Annotated in this window: 14 protein-coding genes; 10 read left to right on the top strand and 4 right to left on the bottom strand. The window is 74.9% G+C overall.

The window, feature by feature from the left end; translation table 11 throughout:
• Positions 1-37 precede the first annotated feature (37 nt).
• Positions 38-1,060: a fatty acid desaturase family protein gene (locus ACFPM7_RS05665; RefSeq protein WP_378244549.1), complete on the bottom strand. Its 1,023-nt coding sequence runs from the start codon at positions 1,058-1,060 to the stop codon at positions 38-40.
• A 272-nt stretch (positions 1,061-1,332) separates the two neighbouring features.
• On the opposite strand from ACFPM7_RS05665, the gene ACFPM7_RS05660 reads away from it, so the two are divergent.
• Positions 1,333-1,836, top strand: coding sequence for an EF-hand domain-containing protein (locus ACFPM7_RS05660; RefSeq protein WP_378244547.1), 504 nt, complete (start codon positions 1,333-1,335; stop codon positions 1,834-1,836).
• Between the two features lie 64 nt (positions 1,837-1,900).
• On the opposite strand, the gene ACFPM7_RS05655 is transcribed toward ACFPM7_RS05660, so the two are convergent.
• Both ACFPM7_RS05655 and ACFPM7_RS05650 read right to left on the bottom strand, forming a co-directional pair.
• The gene (locus ACFPM7_RS05655; protein WP_378244545.1) at positions 1,901-3,088 is read right to left on the bottom strand and encodes a cytochrome P450; all 1,188 of its coding nucleotides are present in this window, start codon (positions 3,086-3,088) and stop codon (positions 1,901-1,903) included.
• Between the two features lie 89 nt (positions 3,089-3,177).
• Complete coding sequence (locus ACFPM7_RS05650) at positions 3,178-4,956, bottom strand: AfsR/SARP family transcriptional regulator (protein WP_378244543.1); 1,779 nt, start codon at positions 4,954-4,956, stop codon at positions 3,178-3,180.
• Positions 4,957-5,087: 131 nt separating this feature from the next.
• Between ACFPM7_RS05650 and ACFPM7_RS05645 the strand changes: the two genes are divergently transcribed.
• The 9 genes from ACFPM7_RS05645 to ACFPM7_RS05605 are packed head-to-tail and all read left to right on the top strand — an operon-like array spanning position 5,088 to position 15,720.
• Complete coding sequence (locus ACFPM7_RS05645; RefSeq protein WP_378244541.1) at positions 5,088-6,065, top strand: ParB/RepB/Spo0J family partition protein; 978 nt, start codon at positions 5,088-5,090, stop codon at positions 6,063-6,065.
• Positions 6,044-7,081, top strand: coding sequence for an NAD-dependent epimerase/dehydratase family protein (locus ACFPM7_RS05640; protein WP_378244539.1), 1,038 nt, complete (start codon positions 6,044-6,046; stop codon positions 7,079-7,081). The genes ACFPM7_RS05645 and ACFPM7_RS05640 overlap by 22 nt, the downstream gene beginning before the upstream one ends.
• Before the next feature lie 30 nt (positions 7,082-7,111).
• A complete protein-coding gene (locus ACFPM7_RS05635; protein ID WP_378244537.1) occupies positions 7,112-8,809 on the top strand; it encodes a prenyltransferase/squalene oxidase repeat-containing protein in 1,698 nt (565 codons plus the stop codon).
• Complete coding sequence (locus ACFPM7_RS05630; protein ID WP_378244535.1) at positions 8,806-10,137, top strand: cytochrome P450; 1,332 nt, start codon at positions 8,806-8,808, stop codon at positions 10,135-10,137. The genes ACFPM7_RS05635 and ACFPM7_RS05630 overlap by 4 nt, the downstream gene beginning before the upstream one ends.
• Positions 10,131-11,336, top strand: coding sequence for a cytochrome P450 (locus tag ACFPM7_RS05625; protein ID WP_378244533.1), 1,206 nt, complete (start codon positions 10,131-10,133; stop codon positions 11,334-11,336). The genes ACFPM7_RS05630 and ACFPM7_RS05625 overlap by 7 nt, the downstream gene beginning before the upstream one ends.
• Entirely contained in the window at positions 11,333-12,544 is a 1,212-nt protein-coding gene (locus tag ACFPM7_RS05620) for a cytochrome P450 (RefSeq protein WP_378244531.1), read from the top strand. The genes ACFPM7_RS05625 and ACFPM7_RS05620 overlap by 4 nt, the downstream gene beginning before the upstream one ends.
• Positions 12,541-13,701: a nucleotide disphospho-sugar-binding domain-containing protein gene (locus tag ACFPM7_RS05615; protein ID WP_378244529.1), complete on the top strand. Its 1,161-nt coding sequence runs from the start codon at positions 12,541-12,543 to the stop codon at positions 13,699-13,701. The genes ACFPM7_RS05620 and ACFPM7_RS05615 overlap by 4 nt, the downstream gene beginning before the upstream one ends.
• A 10-nt stretch (positions 13,702-13,711) precedes the next feature.
• Complete coding sequence (locus tag ACFPM7_RS05610; RefSeq protein WP_378244527.1) at positions 13,712-14,878, top strand: cytochrome P450; 1,167 nt, start codon at positions 13,712-13,714, stop codon at positions 14,876-14,878.
• A gap of 11 nt (positions 14,879-14,889) precedes the next feature.
• On the top strand, positions 14,890-15,720 hold the full coding sequence (locus tag ACFPM7_RS05605) for a phytanoyl-CoA dioxygenase family protein (protein ID WP_378244525.1): 831 nt from the start codon (positions 14,890-14,892) through the stop codon (positions 15,718-15,720).
• Here ACFPM7_RS05605 and ACFPM7_RS05600 read toward each other — a convergent pair.
• The gene (locus ACFPM7_RS05600) at positions 15,699-16,661 is read right to left on the bottom strand and encodes a UbiA family prenyltransferase (protein WP_378244523.1); all 963 of its coding nucleotides are present in this window, start codon (positions 16,659-16,661) and stop codon (positions 15,699-15,701) included. The genes ACFPM7_RS05605 and ACFPM7_RS05600 overlap by 22 nt on opposite strands.
• Between the last annotated feature and the right edge of the window lie 57 nt (positions 16,662-16,718).

Here is a 16,718-nt window from a genome sequence, read left to right as displayed (position 1 = left end):
GGTGGCGGCGGGTGGCGGCGGGTGGCGGCGGATGCGGTCAGCCGTTGCGCAGCGGAGCCCCGACGGCGTGCAGGTGGCGCAGTACGGCGCCCATGGACGCGAAGAAGCCGCACTGTGCGTAGTCGACCCCGTTCCTGGCGCAGAAGTCCTGGACGATGGCCTGGGCGCGACGCAGGTTCGGGCGCGGCATGCTGGGGAACAGGTGGTGCTCGATCTGGTAGTTCAGCCCGCCCAGCATGAAGTCCACCATCCGCCCGCCGCGCACGTTGCGGCTGGTCATGACCTGCTTGGCGAAGAAGTCGAGCTTCGTGCCGGGCGCCACGGTCGGCATCCCCTTGTGGTTCGGGGCGAAGGAGCATCCCATGTAGACGCCCCAGAGGCCTTGGTGAACGGCGATGAACGCGATGGCGACCGCCGGGGAAAGCACCAGGAACACCGCCGTCAGGTACACGGCCATGTGGAGGACCATCACCGCCGCCTCCCGCAGGGGTGACTTGATCTCGCGGTTCTTGGCCGCCGCGATGCCCGCCCAGTGCAGGTTGAGCCCTTCCAGGAGCAGCAGGGGCAGGAAGAGGAAGGCCTGGTACTTCGTCGTCCACCGGGCGAACCCGCTCTTCGTGCCCGCCTGGGCCTGGAAGAAGGCGAGGATCGGGATGTCGACGTCGGGGTCGTCCTCTTCGTGGTTGGGGTTCGCGTGGTGGCGGATGTGCTTGCCGACCCACCACTGGTAGCTGACGCCGACGAGGCCGCTGTGCAGGTAGCCGATGGCGTCGTTGGCCCGGTGCGAGCGGAAGATCTGGCGGTGGCCCGCGTCGTGGCCGATGAAGGCCAGCTGCGCGCCGGTCACAGCGAGGAACGCCGCGACCGCGAGCTGCCACCACGAGTCGCCGATCAGCGCGAACGCCACCCAGCCCGCGGCGAACGCCGCCAGGTTCAGCCCGATCCGCACCGCGTAGTAGCGGTGGCGGCGGGCCAGCAGGCCCGACCCGCGCACGAGCCGGACCAACTCGGTGAAATCCCCAGTCCGGCCCGTTTCGGCAGGAGAGGAGAGCGTCGACATTCGGCCTCCCGGCAGCTGGCAAAGTGATTCCGCCGAGAGTTCCCGCTGGAACGCGACGGCAAACGGACGCACAGCGCGTTCGCGTGGATCGTGCTCCCTGTGCTTCCGGAGCATATGCACCGCCGCGTGCTCCCGCCAACCACCGTCTTGCCGCCGCGGGCCCGGCCGACTGCCCAGCGGCGTGCGACTGACTTCTGTTGTGGCGGTTCTCCTGGTGCTGCCAGCCTGGGGCCCGGCAGCCATTCGGCCGCGGACGACGCTACGGAGATGTGATGGTCACCACTGCGGATGCTGACACGAAGATCGAGGCCGAGTTCGACAAGCTGGACCTCAACCGCGACGGCAAGTTGGACTGGTCGGACTACGAGACCCTGCTCGGACGCTACGAGCAGGCGGCGGGAACCGGACCGGAGGACCGGCGACTACAGGCCCTGCGCGGCTTCTACCAGCTGCACTACGCGGAGCTACTGCGGCACGCCGGCGCTTCGGGCGGGGAGCTGACGAAGAGCCAGTTCGTCAGCGCGACGAGGAGCCTGACCGCCGACACCACGCGGATCAACGCCGCCGAGGCGGGCGGGCACCTGATCTTCGACCTGATCGACACCGACGGCAGCGGGGTGATCAGCCAGCAGGAGCTGACCCACTACCTGACCACCGTCTGGAAGATCGATGAATCGGAGGCGGTGTACAACCTCAGCGAGCTGGACACCGACGGCGACTCGCAGATCTCCCGGCAGGAGTTCGTGCGCGGGATCCAGTTCCACCTCGACGCCTGAGCCAGGCGCACGCGGGCACGCACACCCTCCGGGGCGTGCGTGCCCGCCGCGTTTCCGCGGGCGTTCACCAGCGCACGAGCACCCGCTCCAGCCCGCCGACCACCAGCCCCTCCCGCACCCGCAGCGCGGCCACCGGCTCGGCCAGGCGCAGCGCCGGGAACCGGCGCAGCAGGACCTCCAGCACCGTGCACAGCTCGACTTTGGCCAGCGTCTGTCCTATGCAGACATGCGGGCCGACGCCGAAGGCCAGGTGCTGGTTCGGGGTCCTGGCCGGGTCGATGCGGTCGGCCCCGGGGAACGCCCGCTCGTCGCGGTTGGCCGCGCCCACCGAGCAGACGACGGTCGTCCCGGCGGGCAGCACCCGGTCGGCGAGTTCGACGTCGGCCGACAGGTAGCGGGGCATGCCGAAGCCGGGGTTGGCGTCGAAGCGCAGCACCTCCTCCACCGCGGTCCGCACGAGCCCGGGTTCGGCGCACAGGCGGGACCAGAGCCCCGGTTCGGCGAGCAGCACCGCCACCATCTTGCCGATCATGCTCGCCGTCGTCTCGTAGCCTGCGACCAGCAGGCCCTGGCTGGTGCCGATGAGGATGGCCTCGGACATCCGGTCGTCAAGGTCGTCGGTGAACCGGATGAACTCGCTGATGAGGTCCTCACCCGGGTCACCGCGCTTGGCGGCGATGTGCGCGGCGAAGTACGCGCCGAACTCGGCCTGGGCGGTGTCGATCTCGGCCTGGGTGTAGCGCGTCATGTTCAGCATGGTGTCCGACCAGTGCGCGAACTTCTCGTAGTCGGGCGCGGGGACGCCGAGCTGGTCGCAGATCACCCAGCGCGGCAGCGGGTACCCGACGGACGCGAGCAGGTCGGCGGGCGGGCCCCCCTTGGCCATGTCCGCGACCAGTTCCTCGGCCATGGCCTCGATCCTCGGCCGCATCGCCGCCACCCGCTTGGGGCTGAACGCGCGCAGGATGACCCCGCGCCAGCGCTGGTGCAGGTCGTCCTCGGTCAGCTGCTCGCCGAAGACCCCGCCCTCCTCGTTGGCGGTGGCCCGCGCCGCGTCGGCGGAGTGGCGGGTGCAGCGCGGGTCGGAGAGCACGCGCCGGACGTCGTCGTAGCGGGTGAGCAGCAGGGCTTCGTCGCCGCTGGGCAGCCGGACCGCGGCGACCGGGTCCGCCGAGCGCAGGCGCGCCCACTCGGTGGGCGGGCTGAGCGCGTCCGCGAGGGGGAACGGGTAGCCGGGAACGCCGTCGGCCATGAGGACTCCTTCACTCGGCCGGATTCGACCAGACGGCCCGACCATAGCCAGAGCGGGCCCCGCGCCGCATCACCGTCCGACGTGGACGGTCAGCCCGCGCGCGCCAGGTAGTGGTCTAGCAGGCGGTGCAGCGCGCGCCGCAGCGCTGGACGGTCGAACACCGCGACCCGCCCCCGGACGTAGGCCCGCACGAGGGAGTGCAGCCGGTAGCGGCCGGGCGCGGTCTGGCGCAGCAGCCGGGCGTCGACCAGGTCCTCCAGCAGCCGGTCGGCGGCCGGGACGCTCACCTCGGCGAGCGCGGCGGCCGACTCCGCGCGGACCTCGGGGCCCAGGTGCAGGCCCAGCAGGTCGAGCATGCGGCGCTGGTCCTCGCGCAGCGCGGCCTGGGAGGCGGCCAGCGCCGGGACGATGGTCGGGGTGGCCGAGTCCAGCTCGGCGAGCAGGCCGCGCTCGTCGGCCAGTCTGCCGACCAGGTGTTCGACTGTCCAGCTTGGACGGTCGCGCAGCCGGTCGGCCGCGGCGCGGACGGCGAGCGGGAGCCCGCCGCACAGGTCGACGGCCGTGGCCGTCATCGGGTCGGCCGCCCGGCCGCTCACCGCGCTGAACAGCGCGGCGGCGTCGGCGGGCGGCAGCACGTCCAGCGACAGCGGGTGCGCCTGGCCGAGCCGGGGCAGCCTGCGCCGGGAGGTGACCAGCACCCGGCTCTCCCCCGCCCCGGGCAGCAGCGGCTCCACCTGTTCGGCGCTGTGCGCGTCGTCGAGCACGACCACGACCCGCCTGCCCGCCACGGTGGAGCGCCACAGCGCCGCCCGCGCCCCGGTGTCGTCGGGGATCACCGCGGGCGGCACGTCTAGGGCGCACAGCATCCTGGCCAGCGCCTCGCCCGCGGGCAGCGGCGGGGTGGCCGCGGGAGCGGAGCCGTGCAGGTCGAGGAAGAGCAGCCCTTCCGGGTGGTCGGCGGCGAGCCGGTGCGCCGCGTGCACGACCAGCGCGGTCTTGCCCACGCCGAGCATGCCGTCGACCACGACGACCCGGTGCTCCCCGGTGATCTCGGCCAGCTCGCGCGCCCGCCCGGTGAACGGCGTCGGCGGCGCGGGCAGCTGGGCGGGAGCCGCCGGGGCGCGCGTGTCGGTCAGCAGGCAGGCGTGCAGCTCGCGCAGCCGCGGACCGGGCTCGATGCCGCTGGCCTCGACCAGCGCGGCGCGGGTGCCCCGGTAGACCTCCAGCGCCTCGGCCCGCCTGCCGCAGCGGTGCAGCGCCTGCATCAGCAGCATCGTCCAGTCCTCGGCGAGCGGGTCCCTGGCGAGCAGCGCCCGCAGCTCCGGGACCAGTTCGGCGTGCTCGCCGAGGCGCAGCCGGGTCCGCAGCAGCCGCTCGCGCACGAACTCGCGGCGCGCGTCCAGCCGGGTCGACTCGGCGGCCAGGAGCGGGCCGCAGGAGATCCCGGCGAGCGCGGCGCCGCGCCACAGCGCCAGCGCCCGCGACCAGTGCGCGACGGCGGTCTCCGGTTCGGCCGCGCTCTCGGCCGCGGCGGTGGCGGCGGTGAAGTCGGCGAGGTCGAGTTCGCCCGGCAGCACCGTGACGGCGTATCCCGCCGCGCTCGCGCGCAGCCGCGACTCCGGCTCGCCCGGCACGTGCAGCGCGCGGCGCAGGCGGGTGAGGTAGGTGCGCAGGTTCGACCGGGCCGAGTCCGGGGTGTCCGCCCACACCGACCGCAGCAGCGCGCGGACGCCCAGCTCGGCGTTCGCGTGCAGCAGCAGCGCGCCGAGCACGGCGCGCTGCCGGGGGCCGCCCAGCGGCAGCCGCCTGCCCGCCGCTCGCGCATCGACCGGCCCCAGGACCCGGAACTCCACCGCTGGCGACTCCACGTCACCGACTATATGCGTTCCGTGTGCGACGCCATATGCCCCGTTGCGGCGAGACTCACGACACACCACGCGGAGGAGAGCACATGCCGATCACCCAAGCGCCGCAAGGGAAACCAGAGCATCAGGCACCCGTGGTCACCGGATTGGTCGATCTCGTTCCGGTGACCGCGCTGCGCTGGGGGGATTCCCCGCGGCTGTCGGGTGAGGACGCCGCCCACGTGCGCGCGCTGGCCGCCTCGAAAGTGCCGCTGCCTCCGATAGTGGTGCACCGACCGACCATGCGGGTGATCGACGGCGCGCACCGGGTGCGCGCGGCGGTGTCGCTGTCCCGCACCGAAGTGGAGGTGCGCTGGTTCGACGGGTCCGAGGAGGACGCCTTCGTCCTGGCGGTCGAGGCCAACACGGCCACCGGCCTCCCGCTGTCCACAGCGGACCGCAGAGCGGCGGCGGCCCGGATCGTGGCCACCCACCCCGACCACTCCGACCGGTGGATCGGGATGGTGACCGGGCTGGCGCCGACCACGGTCGGTGCGATCCGCCGCTGTTCGAGCGTCCAGGACGGGCGGTCGAACAGGCGGATCGGGCGCGACGGCCGGGTCCGCCCGATGGACGGCAGCGGCGGTCGCCTGCTCGCCGCCGAACTGCTGCGCGCCGACCCGGGGCGCTCCGTGCGGGAGGTCGCGCGGGCGGCGGGGATCGCCCCGTCCACCGCGCTCGACGTGCGCAACCGCCTGCGCGCCAGCGCCGACCCCGTCCCCGACGGGCGCGGCGCGCCGCGCCCGGCCGAGGCCGAGCCCGTGGAGGCGGGCACGACCGCGGTCGCCGTGCTCGACGCCCTGCGCGAGGACCCGATGCTGCGGTTCACCGAGAACGGTAGGGCGGTGCTGCGCTGGCTCGGCGCGCACGTGCCCGACGAGCGGGCCGCGACCGCCGTCCTGGGCACCCTGCCGCCGCACTGCGCGGGCGCGGTGGCCGCCATCGCCCGGCACACCGCGGGCTTCTGGGAGCGCTTCGCCGACCGGCTCGCCGAACTCGCGGGCGACCCGGTGCTGCCGAGGCAGCGCGCGCGTTCGGCCGGGGATCCCGGATGCCGCGGCGCCCGGTCCTGATCACCGGCGGCTGCGGGTTCATCGGCACCCACCTGGCCGGGCGTATCGCCGCGAGCGGGACGCCGGTGGTGGTCGCGGACCTGGCCCCGTGGACCGGCGGCCCCGGGGTGCGCGCGGTCCGGCTGGACGTGGCCGACGCGGGAGCCTGCCGCGACCTGCTGCGCTCCGCGCGGCCCTCGGTCGTCTACCACCTCGCCGCCGCCGCCACGGTCGACACCGCGCACGCCGACCCGGCCGCCGCGCTGCGCAGCACGATCGGCGGCACGATGGCGGTGCTGGAGGCGGCGCTGGCCGTCGGCGGCGTCCGATTCGTCCTGGCCTCGACCGACAAGGTCTACGGGGAGCTGACCACCGCCGCCTACACCGAGGACTCGCCGCTGGCCGCGCGCGGCGTCTACGACGTCGGCAAGCTGTCCGCCGACGCCGTGACGCGGCTCTACGGCGCCGATCTCGGCCTACCGGTGGCGGTGCTGCGGCTGTGCAACGTCTTCGGCCCCGGCGACCCGCACACGGCCAGCCGGGTGGTGCCGCGGTCGCTGAGCCGGATCTTCGACCCGGCCGGGCCGCTGCCACCGGTGCTCTACACCGGCTCGCTGCACCACAGCCGCGACTACGTGTTCGTCGATGACGCGGTGCGCGCGCTGGTGGCGCTCGGGACCGACGAGCGCGCCGCGGGCGGGGTGTTCAACATGGCCGCCTCCGCGCACCGCACCACCCGCGCGCTGGTGGCCGAGATCGTGGCCCGCAGCAGCGCGGCCTGCCGGGCGGGCGACCCGGAGCTGGCGGCCGCGATCGCCGCCACCGGCTACACCGTCGCGCCCGGCCCGCCGGTGCCGGCGCTGACGCGCCAGCACTGCGACGCGGCCCTGCTGCGCTCCCGGCTCGGCTTCCGTCCGACGGTGCCGCTGGGAGCGGGCCTGGACCGCACGATCGCCGCGGTCATGGCCGCTCGCGGCCTGGTCGCGGCACCGTCGAACGGCGCGACCCGCGGTTACCGTCGGGCCGCCCGCACCTGAACGGCCAGAACACACGATCGGGAGGCACGCGTGGATCTCGTGGCGGTACGGAGTCGGGCGGAGAAGGCGGCCGACCGGGCGCTCACCCACCTGTGGGACCGGCAGCGGGAGAACGGCTCGTGGGTGGACCGGCTGTCGTCATCGGCGATCGCCACCGCGCTCGGTGTGCTGTCGCTGCACCGCGCCGACCCGGAGGGCAACCGCGACCGGGTGGCGGCGGCGGTGCGGTGGCTGCGGGAGAACCAGCGCGAGGACGGCGGCTGGAGCATGGCCGACACCGAGCCGCCGAGCAGCCCCGGCATGACCGCCTTCGGCGTCGCCGCGCTGCACGAGACCGACCCCGACGGCAGCCGCGAGTCCATCGCCAGGGGCTGGGCGTTCCTGGACGCCAACGACGCCGAGAACGTCATCCCGGGCCTGCGCGGCGAGGCCCCCAAGACCTGGCCTGCCGCGCTGCCGACGATCTGGGCGCTGGTGGGGCTGCGGGACCCGGCCGAGCAGCCCGACCAGCCGGTGGAGGCGGTCCTGCTGCCCTCGCGGCTGCGGAACAAGGTGTCCATCGCGCTGCCGGTGATCCTGGCGCTGGGCGTCATGCAGGCCAGGACCCTGCCGCGCGGGCCGCTGCGGAGGCTGAGCGGGCGCATCGCCGAGCCCAAGGCGCTGGACTACCTGCGCGAGGTGTCCGGGAGCAACGGCGGCATCGAGGAGTGCCCGATGATCGCCGGGTTCGTCTACCTGGGGCTGCGCGACGCCGGGGTCGGCAAGGACCTGCAACTGGCCTCGCTGCGGTACCTGCTGGGCACCCAGCGCTCGGACGGGTCGTGGGCGATCGACCGCGACCTGGAGATCTCGGTGACCGCCTACTCGGTCATGGCCCTGTCGGAGTTCATCGACGTCGCCGACGAACCCCGGCTCGACCGCACGCGGGACTGGCTGCTGGAGGCCCAGTGGAACCGGCCGTTCACCCCGCTCGGGCTGCCCGCGGGCGGCTGGGCCTGGGCGAACCCGTCGGGCTGGCCGGAGACCGAGGACACCGCCGTCGTGCTGGGCGTGCTCGCCGAGCTGGGGGTGCCGCGCCACCACCCGGCCGTGGAACTGGGTGTGCGGTGGCTGCTGGGGATGCAGAACCGGGACGGCTCCTGGTCGGAGTGGGTCCGCGACAGCCACATCATGAACGACCGGCCGTGCGCCGGGGTCACCGCGCACACCGTCATGGCGCTGCACAGGTACGGGGTGACCGGGTCGGCGGCGCGCCGCGGCCTGTCCTACCTGGACACCCACCGCTCGGGTGACGGCTCGATCGCGTCGGTGTGGTTCCGGGACGCCACCCACGGCACCTCCCGGCTCCTGGAGGCGTTCTCGGCGACCGGCCGGGCGGGCGAGTCCGCCGCGCGGGCGGCCCGGGACTGGCTGCTGGCCGGGCAGGCCGACGACGGCGGCTGGCCGCGCACGCACGACCTGCCCCCGGAGGGCTCCACCGCCGAGGAGACCGCGTGGGCGCTCTACGCGCTGCTGCACGCCGGGCACGACCCGACCGACCCGGCGGTGCTGCGCGGGGTGGACTGGCTGGCCGAGCGCCAGGACGACCAGGGCACCTGGAAGCCCAGCCGGGTCGGCCTCTACTTCGACGACCTCTGCTACACCGACGACCTCATCGCCCACACCTTCACGCTGCGCGCGCTGGGGCGGTTCCTGAAGGCCACCCAGGTCCCGGAGGACGCCCGGTGACCGCGACCGTCCCGATGGCAGCGACGCTGCCGCCGGGCCCGCGCTGGCCCGCGGTGGTGCAGACCGCGGTGTGGGCGCTGGCGCCGGTCGAGTTCGGCCGGTACTGCCTGCGCCGCTACGGGCCGCTGTTCACCGCCCGCATCCTCGGCTTCGGGCCGGTGGTGCACGTGTGCGCGCCCGAGACCGTGCGCCGGGTGCTGAGCACGGAGGCGCACCGGTTCGACGCGGCCAAGGCCAACGAGGCCATCCGGTTCGTGGTCGGCGCGCACTCGCTGCTGCTGTCCGGGGAGGCCGAGCACACCGCGCGCAGGCGGGTTCTCATGCGTCCGCTGCACGGCGCGAACGTGGCCCGCTACGTCGAGGTGATGGAGGCGGCGGTGGCCCGCGAGGTGGACGGCTGGGCGGTGGGGTCCACGGTGCGGCTGCTCGACAGCTTCCAGCGCGTCACGCTGGAGGTGATGATGCGGGCGGTCTTCGGCATCACCGACTCCGCCCGCCTGGCCCGGCTGCGGGTGCTGGTGCCCCGGCTGCTGGCCATCAACCCGCTGGTGATCCTGGTGCCCGCCGTGCGCAGGAACTTCGGCGGGCACGGCCCGTGGGCGCGGCTCACGGCGCTGGTCACCGAGGTCGACGCGATCATCCACGCCGAGCTGGCCGAGCGCCGGGCGGCGCGGCGCGCGGGCGCGGAACCCGGGCCGGACGTCGTGTCGGCCCTGCTCGCCTGCCCGGAGCCGGTGAGCGACGCCGAGCTGCGCGACCACATGGTGACGCTGCTGGCCGTCGGCCAGGAGACCACCGCGACCCAGCTGGCCTGGCTGTTCGAGCGGCTGCTGCGCCTGCCGGACGCGCTGGCGGCGGTCACCGCCGCCGCGCGCGAGGCCGACCGCGCCGACCAGAACGGCCGGGACGTCCTCGACGCGGCCGTCCACGAGGCGATCCGCTCGCGGCCGACGACGATGGACCTCGGCAGGGTGGCCGTCGAGCCGTGGGAGGCGGACGGCTTCACGGTGCCCGCCGGGACGCTCGTCGCGGTGTCCCTGGGACTGCTGCACCGCCGCCCCGCCGCCTACCCCGACCCGGACTCCTACGACCTCGCCCGCCGCCTCCAGCACGGCCCCGGGTTCCTGCCGTTCGGGGCGGGCGAGCACCGCTGCCTCGGGGCCTCGCTGGCCATGGTGCAGATGCGCACGGTGCTGACCGCGGTGCTGACGGCGGTGACGCTGGCTCCGGACCGGGCGTTCGCCGAGTGGGCCGCGCCGAAGGGGCCGATGCTGCTGCCGCACCGGGGCGCCCGCGCCCGGGTCGTCGCGAAGGGGCGGCCGTGCTGAGCTTCCCCTTCCCCGCGGCCCCGGCGCTGGACCTGGAGCCGGAGTACCGGCGGTTGCAGCGCGAGGAGCCGGTCTGCCGGGTGCGGTTCCCGCACGGCGAGCCCGCGTGGCTGGTCACCCGGCACGCCGACGCGCGGACGGTGCTCAGCGACGCCCGCTTCTCCCGGGCCGAGTCGCTGCGCCGCGACGTCCCGAGGACCACCGAGGTCAACTTCGCGGGCGGCATCGTCGCCATGGACCCCCCGGAGCACACCCGGCTGCGCGCGACCTGCGGGCAGGCGTTCACCGCGCGGCCGGTGGCCCGGCTGCGGGAGAGCGCCGAGGCGCTGGCGCGGGAGCTGCTGGCCGGGTGCGGGGAGTCCTTCGACGCGGTGGCGGACTTCGCGGTCCCGTACACGCTGCGGATGATCTGCGCGCTGCTGGGCGTGCCGTACACCGACAGCGACCGGTTTCGGGGGTGGGCGGAGGCCGGGCTGGCCACGACCGCGATCACCGAGGCCGAGCGGGTGGAGGCCACCACCCGGATGTGGGACTACATCGCCGATCTGGTGGCCCGCCGCAAGCGCGAGCCCGCCGACGACCTCGTCTCGGCGATGACCGCGGCGCAGAGCGCGGGCATCAGCTCGGGCATCAGCTCGAACATCAGCTCCAACATCACTGACGAGGAGCTGGTCGTGGTGGTGATGACGGCGCTGGTCGCGGGCTACGAGACCACCTCGACGCAGCTGCCGAACTTCCTCTACCTGCTGCTGTCCGAGCCGGGGCTGTGGGAGCGGCTCGTCGCCCGGCCCGCGCTCGTGGGCACGGCCGTGGAGGAGCTGCTGCGGTTCACGCCGCTGGAGGCCAACGGCGCCTCACCCCGCTACGCCACCGTGGACCTGGAGCTGGGCGGGGTGGCCATCGCCGCGGGCGAGCCGGTGGTCGCGGCGACCGTCGCGGCCAACCGCGACCCCCGGGTGTTCACCCACCCGGACCGCATCGACCTGGCCCGCGACCCGAACCCGCACCTGGCGTTCGGCCGGGGCCCGCACTTCTGCCTCGGCGCGCCGCTGGCCCGCCTGGAGCTGCGGGCGGCGCTGAGCGTGCTCGCCGAGACGCGGCCCGGTCTGCGGCTCGGGCCTGCGGAACCGGAGTGGAAGGCCGGGATGCTGGTGCGGGGCCCGCTGGCCCTGCGCCTGGACTCGGGGAGGGTGCGGTGACCTCGCGCGAACCACCACCGGTCGAGCGGTTCCGGCCCGCCGACCTGGACGGCCGGGACTGGGGCGCGCTGCGCGCGGGCTGCCCGGTGTCGCGGACGACGACCCCGGACGGCGCGGGCGCGTGGCTGCTCACCCGCTACGCCGACGTCCGCGCGGTCCTGGGCAGTCCGCTGTTCAGCGTCTCGCCCATCGACCCCGACCGCGGGCACGGTACCGCCGAGGCCAACGAGTCGATCTTCCAGGACCCACCGGAGCACACCCGGCTGCGCGGCCTGGTCGCGGGCCCGTTCGCGGCGAACCGGGTCGGCGTGCACGCCCCGGGCATCCGGGCCAAGGCCGACGCGCTGCTGGCCGCGATGGTCGGCGCGGGCGGTCCGGTGGACGTCATGTCGGCCTTCGCCAAGCCGCTGACCATGAACGTGATCGCGGGCATCGTCGGCATCCCCGAGCCGGACCGGCCGATGGCCCAGCGGCTCTCCGACCAGTTGCTGGTGCCGCTCTCCCAGGCGCAGGGCTCGATCGCCCTGGCGGGCTGGCGCCAGTTCAACGACTACGTGCTGGGCCTGGTCGCCGAGCGCAGGAAGCGGCCCGGCGAGGAGGACGACCTGATCGCCCACCTGCTGCGCGCCCAAGAGGCGGACTCCTCGCTGACCGACGTGGAGCTGGTGACGATGGTGCTCGGGCTGCCGGTCGCCGGGTACGTCAGCACCGCCAACGCCATCGCCGTGGCGTTCCTGCACCTGCTCGACGGCGGGTGGCTGGAGCGCCTGCGCGCCGGGGACGCAGGCCTCGCCGACCGGTTCGTCGAGGAGGTGCTGCGCATCCAGTCCGGCGACAACGGCGAGTCCATGCCGCGCTTCGCCACCGGCGACACCGTTGTCGGCGGAGTGCGGATCAGCCGGGGCGAGCAGGTGGTGGCCCCGCTGGTCGCGGCGAACCGGGACGAGGAGCTGTTCGCCGACGGCGACGCCTTCGACCCCGACCGCGAGCGGCTGGGGCGGCACCTGGCGTTCGGCTTCGGCATCCACCGCTGCCTCGGGGCGAACCTCGCCCGGCTGGAGCTGCGGGTCGCGGTGGCCGCCGTCGTGGAGTCCGGGCTGCGGGCCCGGATGCTGGAGGGCTGGCACGAGGTGCCGTGGCACGTGAACATGCTCGGCGACCGCTTCCCCGAGCGCCTGCTCATCGCCGTCGACGGGGGCGCGCCGTGAGGATTCTCTACGCCTCGATCCCCGCCTGGGGGCACGCGCTGCCGGTGCTGCCGGGCCTGGCGGAGCTGCGCGAGCGCGGGCACGAGGTGCGGATGCTGGCCTCGGCGGGCTTCGAGCGCGAGGTCGCCGCCCACGTCGAGGCCATCGCCTACCACTCCCCCATGGACGACCCGGCCAACCCGGTCGACCTCGCCGACATGGGCGCGGTCCTGCCGACGCTGCTCGCCGAGGCCCGCTCGGCGTTCGCGGCGCTCTCGGCGCAGCAGCGGCCGGACCTCCCGGATGTCGTCGTCGCGGACGTGCTGTCGATGGCGGGCTGGCTGTACGCCCACGCCGTCGGGCTGCCGCTGGTGCGGGTGTGGCCGGTGTTCGCCTCCAACAGCGAGTTCTCCCTGCACACCGACTACGCCTCCCGCCACGACGACGAGTCGTCCACCGCGGCGTTCTTCGGCGCGGCGGCGGAGTTCCTGGCCGAGGTCGGGCTGGCGTCGGTGCCGCCGGAGCGGTTCTTCGACAACGAGGCCGACCACAACATCGCGCTCTACCCGCGCGAGGTGCAGCCGCGCGGGGAGACCTTCGACGACCGGTTCAGCTTCGTGCGCCCGTGCGTGCGCCCGCCGGAGGAGTCGGCCGACCTGGCCTGGCTGCGCGGGGACGGCCCGCTGGTCGCGGTCACCCTGGGCACGGTGTTCACGCACAACGTGGACTTCTTCCGGGCGTGCGTGGCCGGGGTGGACCGGCTGGGCTGGCGCGCGGCGGTCGCCGCCGGGCCGACCCTGACCCGCGCCGACCTCGGGCCGGTGTCGGAGCGGGTGGTGCTGCGCAGCCGGCTGCCGATGATCGACACCCTGCGGCACGCCAGTGTGCTGGTCTCCCACGGCGGCCTGACCAGCGCTCTGGAAGCGCTCGTGCACGGCGTGCCGGTGGTGGTCGCGCCGCAGATCGGTGAGCAGCGGGCCGTCGCCGACCGCGTCGAGGCCCTGGGGGTGGGGGTGCGGCTGCGCGAGCCGGTGACCCCGGAGTCCGTCGCCGAGCAGGTCGGCGCGGTCGCCGCCGACCGGGGGATGGCCGCCCGGGTCGCCGACCTGCGCACCCGCCTGGTCGACGGCCACCCCGGCGCGGAGTTCGCCGACGCCCTGGAGATGGCCGTGCTGTGAAGGAGACGCCATGACCACCGCTCACACCACCCTGCTGGCCTACCCGTTCCACCGGACCTCCCCGCTGGAGCCGCCGCCGGAGCTGGCCGAGCTGCGGGCGGCGGGCCCACTGCACCGGGTGCGGACGGCGGCGGGCCCGGCGTGGCTCGCCACCCGCTACGACGCGGTCCGGGAGCTGCTGTCCTCCCCCGCGTTCGGCACCGGCTACCCGGGCGCGCTGCCCACCGGGGCCGACGACCTCGCCACCGGCTTCATGTTCCTGCACGACCCGCCCGAGCACACCCGGCTGCGGCGCAGCGTGTCCCGGGCGTTCACCGCCCGCCGGGTCGCCGCTCTCGGCGAGCGGGCCAGGGCGGTGGCCGCCGACCTGGTCGCCGCGATGCGCGCGAAGGGACCGGGCCTGGACCTGCAAGCGGAGTTCGCGTTCCCGCTGCCCATCGCGATCGTGTCGGAGCTGCTGGGCATCCCGGAGACCGACCGGGCCCGGTTCGCGGGCTGGGCCGACATCGTGCTGCGGCCGGGCGAGGTCCCCGGCGACGCGGGCGGCGCGTTCCACGACCTGCAGCACTTCGCGGTCGCCCTGGTCGAGAGCAAGCCGGACGGCCCGGACCTGATCAGCGACCTGCTGCGCGAGGACGACGGCCTGAGCCGCATCGAGGTGGCCGCCATGGCGCTGGGCCTGGTGATGGCCGGGTACGTCACCACCGCGTCGGCCATCGCGCACGGGATGCTGCGCCTGCTCACCACCCCCGGCGCGCTCGACGCGCTCCGGTCGGGCCGGGTCGGCACCGCCCGCGCCGTGGAGGAGCTGCTGCGGCTCCAAGACGAGGAGATCGGCGCGACCAGGGTGGCCCGGTCCGGTGTGGACCTGTGCGGCGTGCGGGTCGAGGCGGGCGAGACCGTCATCGCCGCGCGGACCGGCGCGAACCGCGACCCGGCCGTCTACCGCCGACCCGACGTCTACGACCCGTCCGCCGAGCGGGCCCCGCACCTGGGGTTCGGCCACGGCGTGCACCACTGCCTCGGCGCGGCGCTGGCCCGCATGGAGCTGACCGTTGCGGTCGACGCCCTGCTCGCGGGCCTGCCCGGCCTGCGGCCTGCCGTCCCGGCCGAGCAGGTGCGCTGGAGCGCGCCGGGCATGGACGTCGTCATCGAGACCCTTCCCGTCGCCTGGTGAGAGGACCACCCATGGGATCGACCGTGCCCCGGTTCGCCCCGCCGTACGACCCCGACGCGCTCGACGCCGCGGTCCGCGACCGCGGTGCCGCCGTTCTGGAGGCCGCCTATCCGCCCGAGCTGTGCTCGACCTTCCTCGGCCAGGTGGCCGCCCACCTCGCCGCCCACCCCGAGGAGGGCGAGTACGCGGCCCGGTCGGTGCTGGGCGGCTTCCAGGGCGACACCACCGCGACGCTGCACGCCCTGGTCGGCGTCCTCGACTGCGCCCCCGAGCTGGTGTTGCAGCGCGACATCGTGGACTGCGCGCGCCGGGTGCTGCGTCCGCTGTCGGACACCGTCCTGCTGACGATCGCCGAGTACATGGCCCGCCGCCCCGGCGCGCACCGCCAGGAACTGCACCGGGACACCTTCTCCTGGCGGCACTTCCCCCAGGGCGAGGACCCCATCGCGCTGACCGTGATGGCGGCGATGTCGGACTTCACCGCAGCCAACGGCGCCACCTGGGTCGTGCCGGACAGCCACGGCGGACCCGCGACCGACCCGGCCCCGGACTGGTCGGCGGCCCACCAGGTGGAGCTGGCCGCGGGCGACGCGCTGCTGTTCCGGGCGGACACCTTCCACGCGGGCGGGGCCAACACCACTGACGACCAGACGCGGCACATCTTCTCCATGGGATTGCAGGTGGGCTGGCTGCGGCAGGTGGAGAACGGCACGCTCAGCGTCCCGCCCGCGCGCGCCCACGGCCTGGACCCGGAGCTGCTGGAGCTGCTGGGCTACTCGCACGAACTGGTGCTCGGCCTGTACAAGGGCGGCCACCCGCGTCATGCCCTGGCGGGCTCGTAGCGCGTGCGCATGACCGCCCGCGCGGCGAGGGTGATCGCGAGCGAGGGGATGCCCACCAGCAGCGCGATGTCCCAGCGGCCCGCCGCGGCGGGCAAGAACGTCCCGAGCACGATCCGCTCGGCCACGACGATCTCGTGGGCGCGCAGGCACACCGCGCGCGGGATCGGCCGGGGCGCGCGGGCCACCAGGGCCACCGCGACCGCGTTCGCCCCGGCCGTGACGACCACGCCCGCGCAGTAGACCGCCGGGGACACCGCGATCCCGGTCACCAGCGGCCACCCGGCGGCGAGCACCACCCACGCGGCGAGCAAGCCCCACATGCCGCGGACGGAGGCGTCGTCCCCGCGCAGCACCGGATAGGTGGTGTAGCCGCCGAGCCGGTCGCCGTCGCGGTCGCCGAGGGCGCCGAGCAGGTTGGAGCCGGAATCGTGCAGCCAGAACGCGACCGCGAGCACCGCCAGCGACGGCTCCGGCAGCGGCTGCACGACCATCGACCCCCACAGCAGGGTCAGCGCCGTCGGCAGGCCGCGCACCACATTGCCCCACAAGCCCCGTCCTTTGAGGACTCGCGCATAGGCGATGCCGCACACGCAGGCGACGGCGGCCAGCCCGATCGTGAACGGGTTCACCAGCACCGCGATCAGCGCGCCCGCGCCGATCCCGGCGAGCATGATCGCGCGGGCGGTCCCGGCCGCGAGCCTGCCGGACGGGATCGGCCGGTGCGGCTTGGCGATCCTGTCCAGCTCGCGGTCGAAGTAGTCGCCGCCGTAGATGGCGGCGATCCAGACCAGGGTCGGCACCAGCCAGGCCAGCGCGAACAGCGGCAGCGGGGCACGCGGGTCGCTCAGCACCGCGCCGGACAGGCCGACGGTGCCCGCGTAGAAGAGGGTGTCGGGCCGGCACGCCTCGGCGTGCACCCGCACTCGGGACCACAACGGCATGCGCCGCACCGTAACCCCGTCCAGGCGAGCGGTTCCGCTGTTCGCCCGCACGACCGC

The sequence above is a fragment of the Actinokineospora guangxiensis genome (assembly GCF_042657845.1).
Taxonomy (GTDB): domain Bacteria; phylum Actinomycetota; class Actinomycetes; order Mycobacteriales; family Pseudonocardiaceae; genus Actinokineospora; species Actinokineospora guangxiensis.
This window is presented reverse-complemented; position numbering and strand designations above follow the sequence as displayed.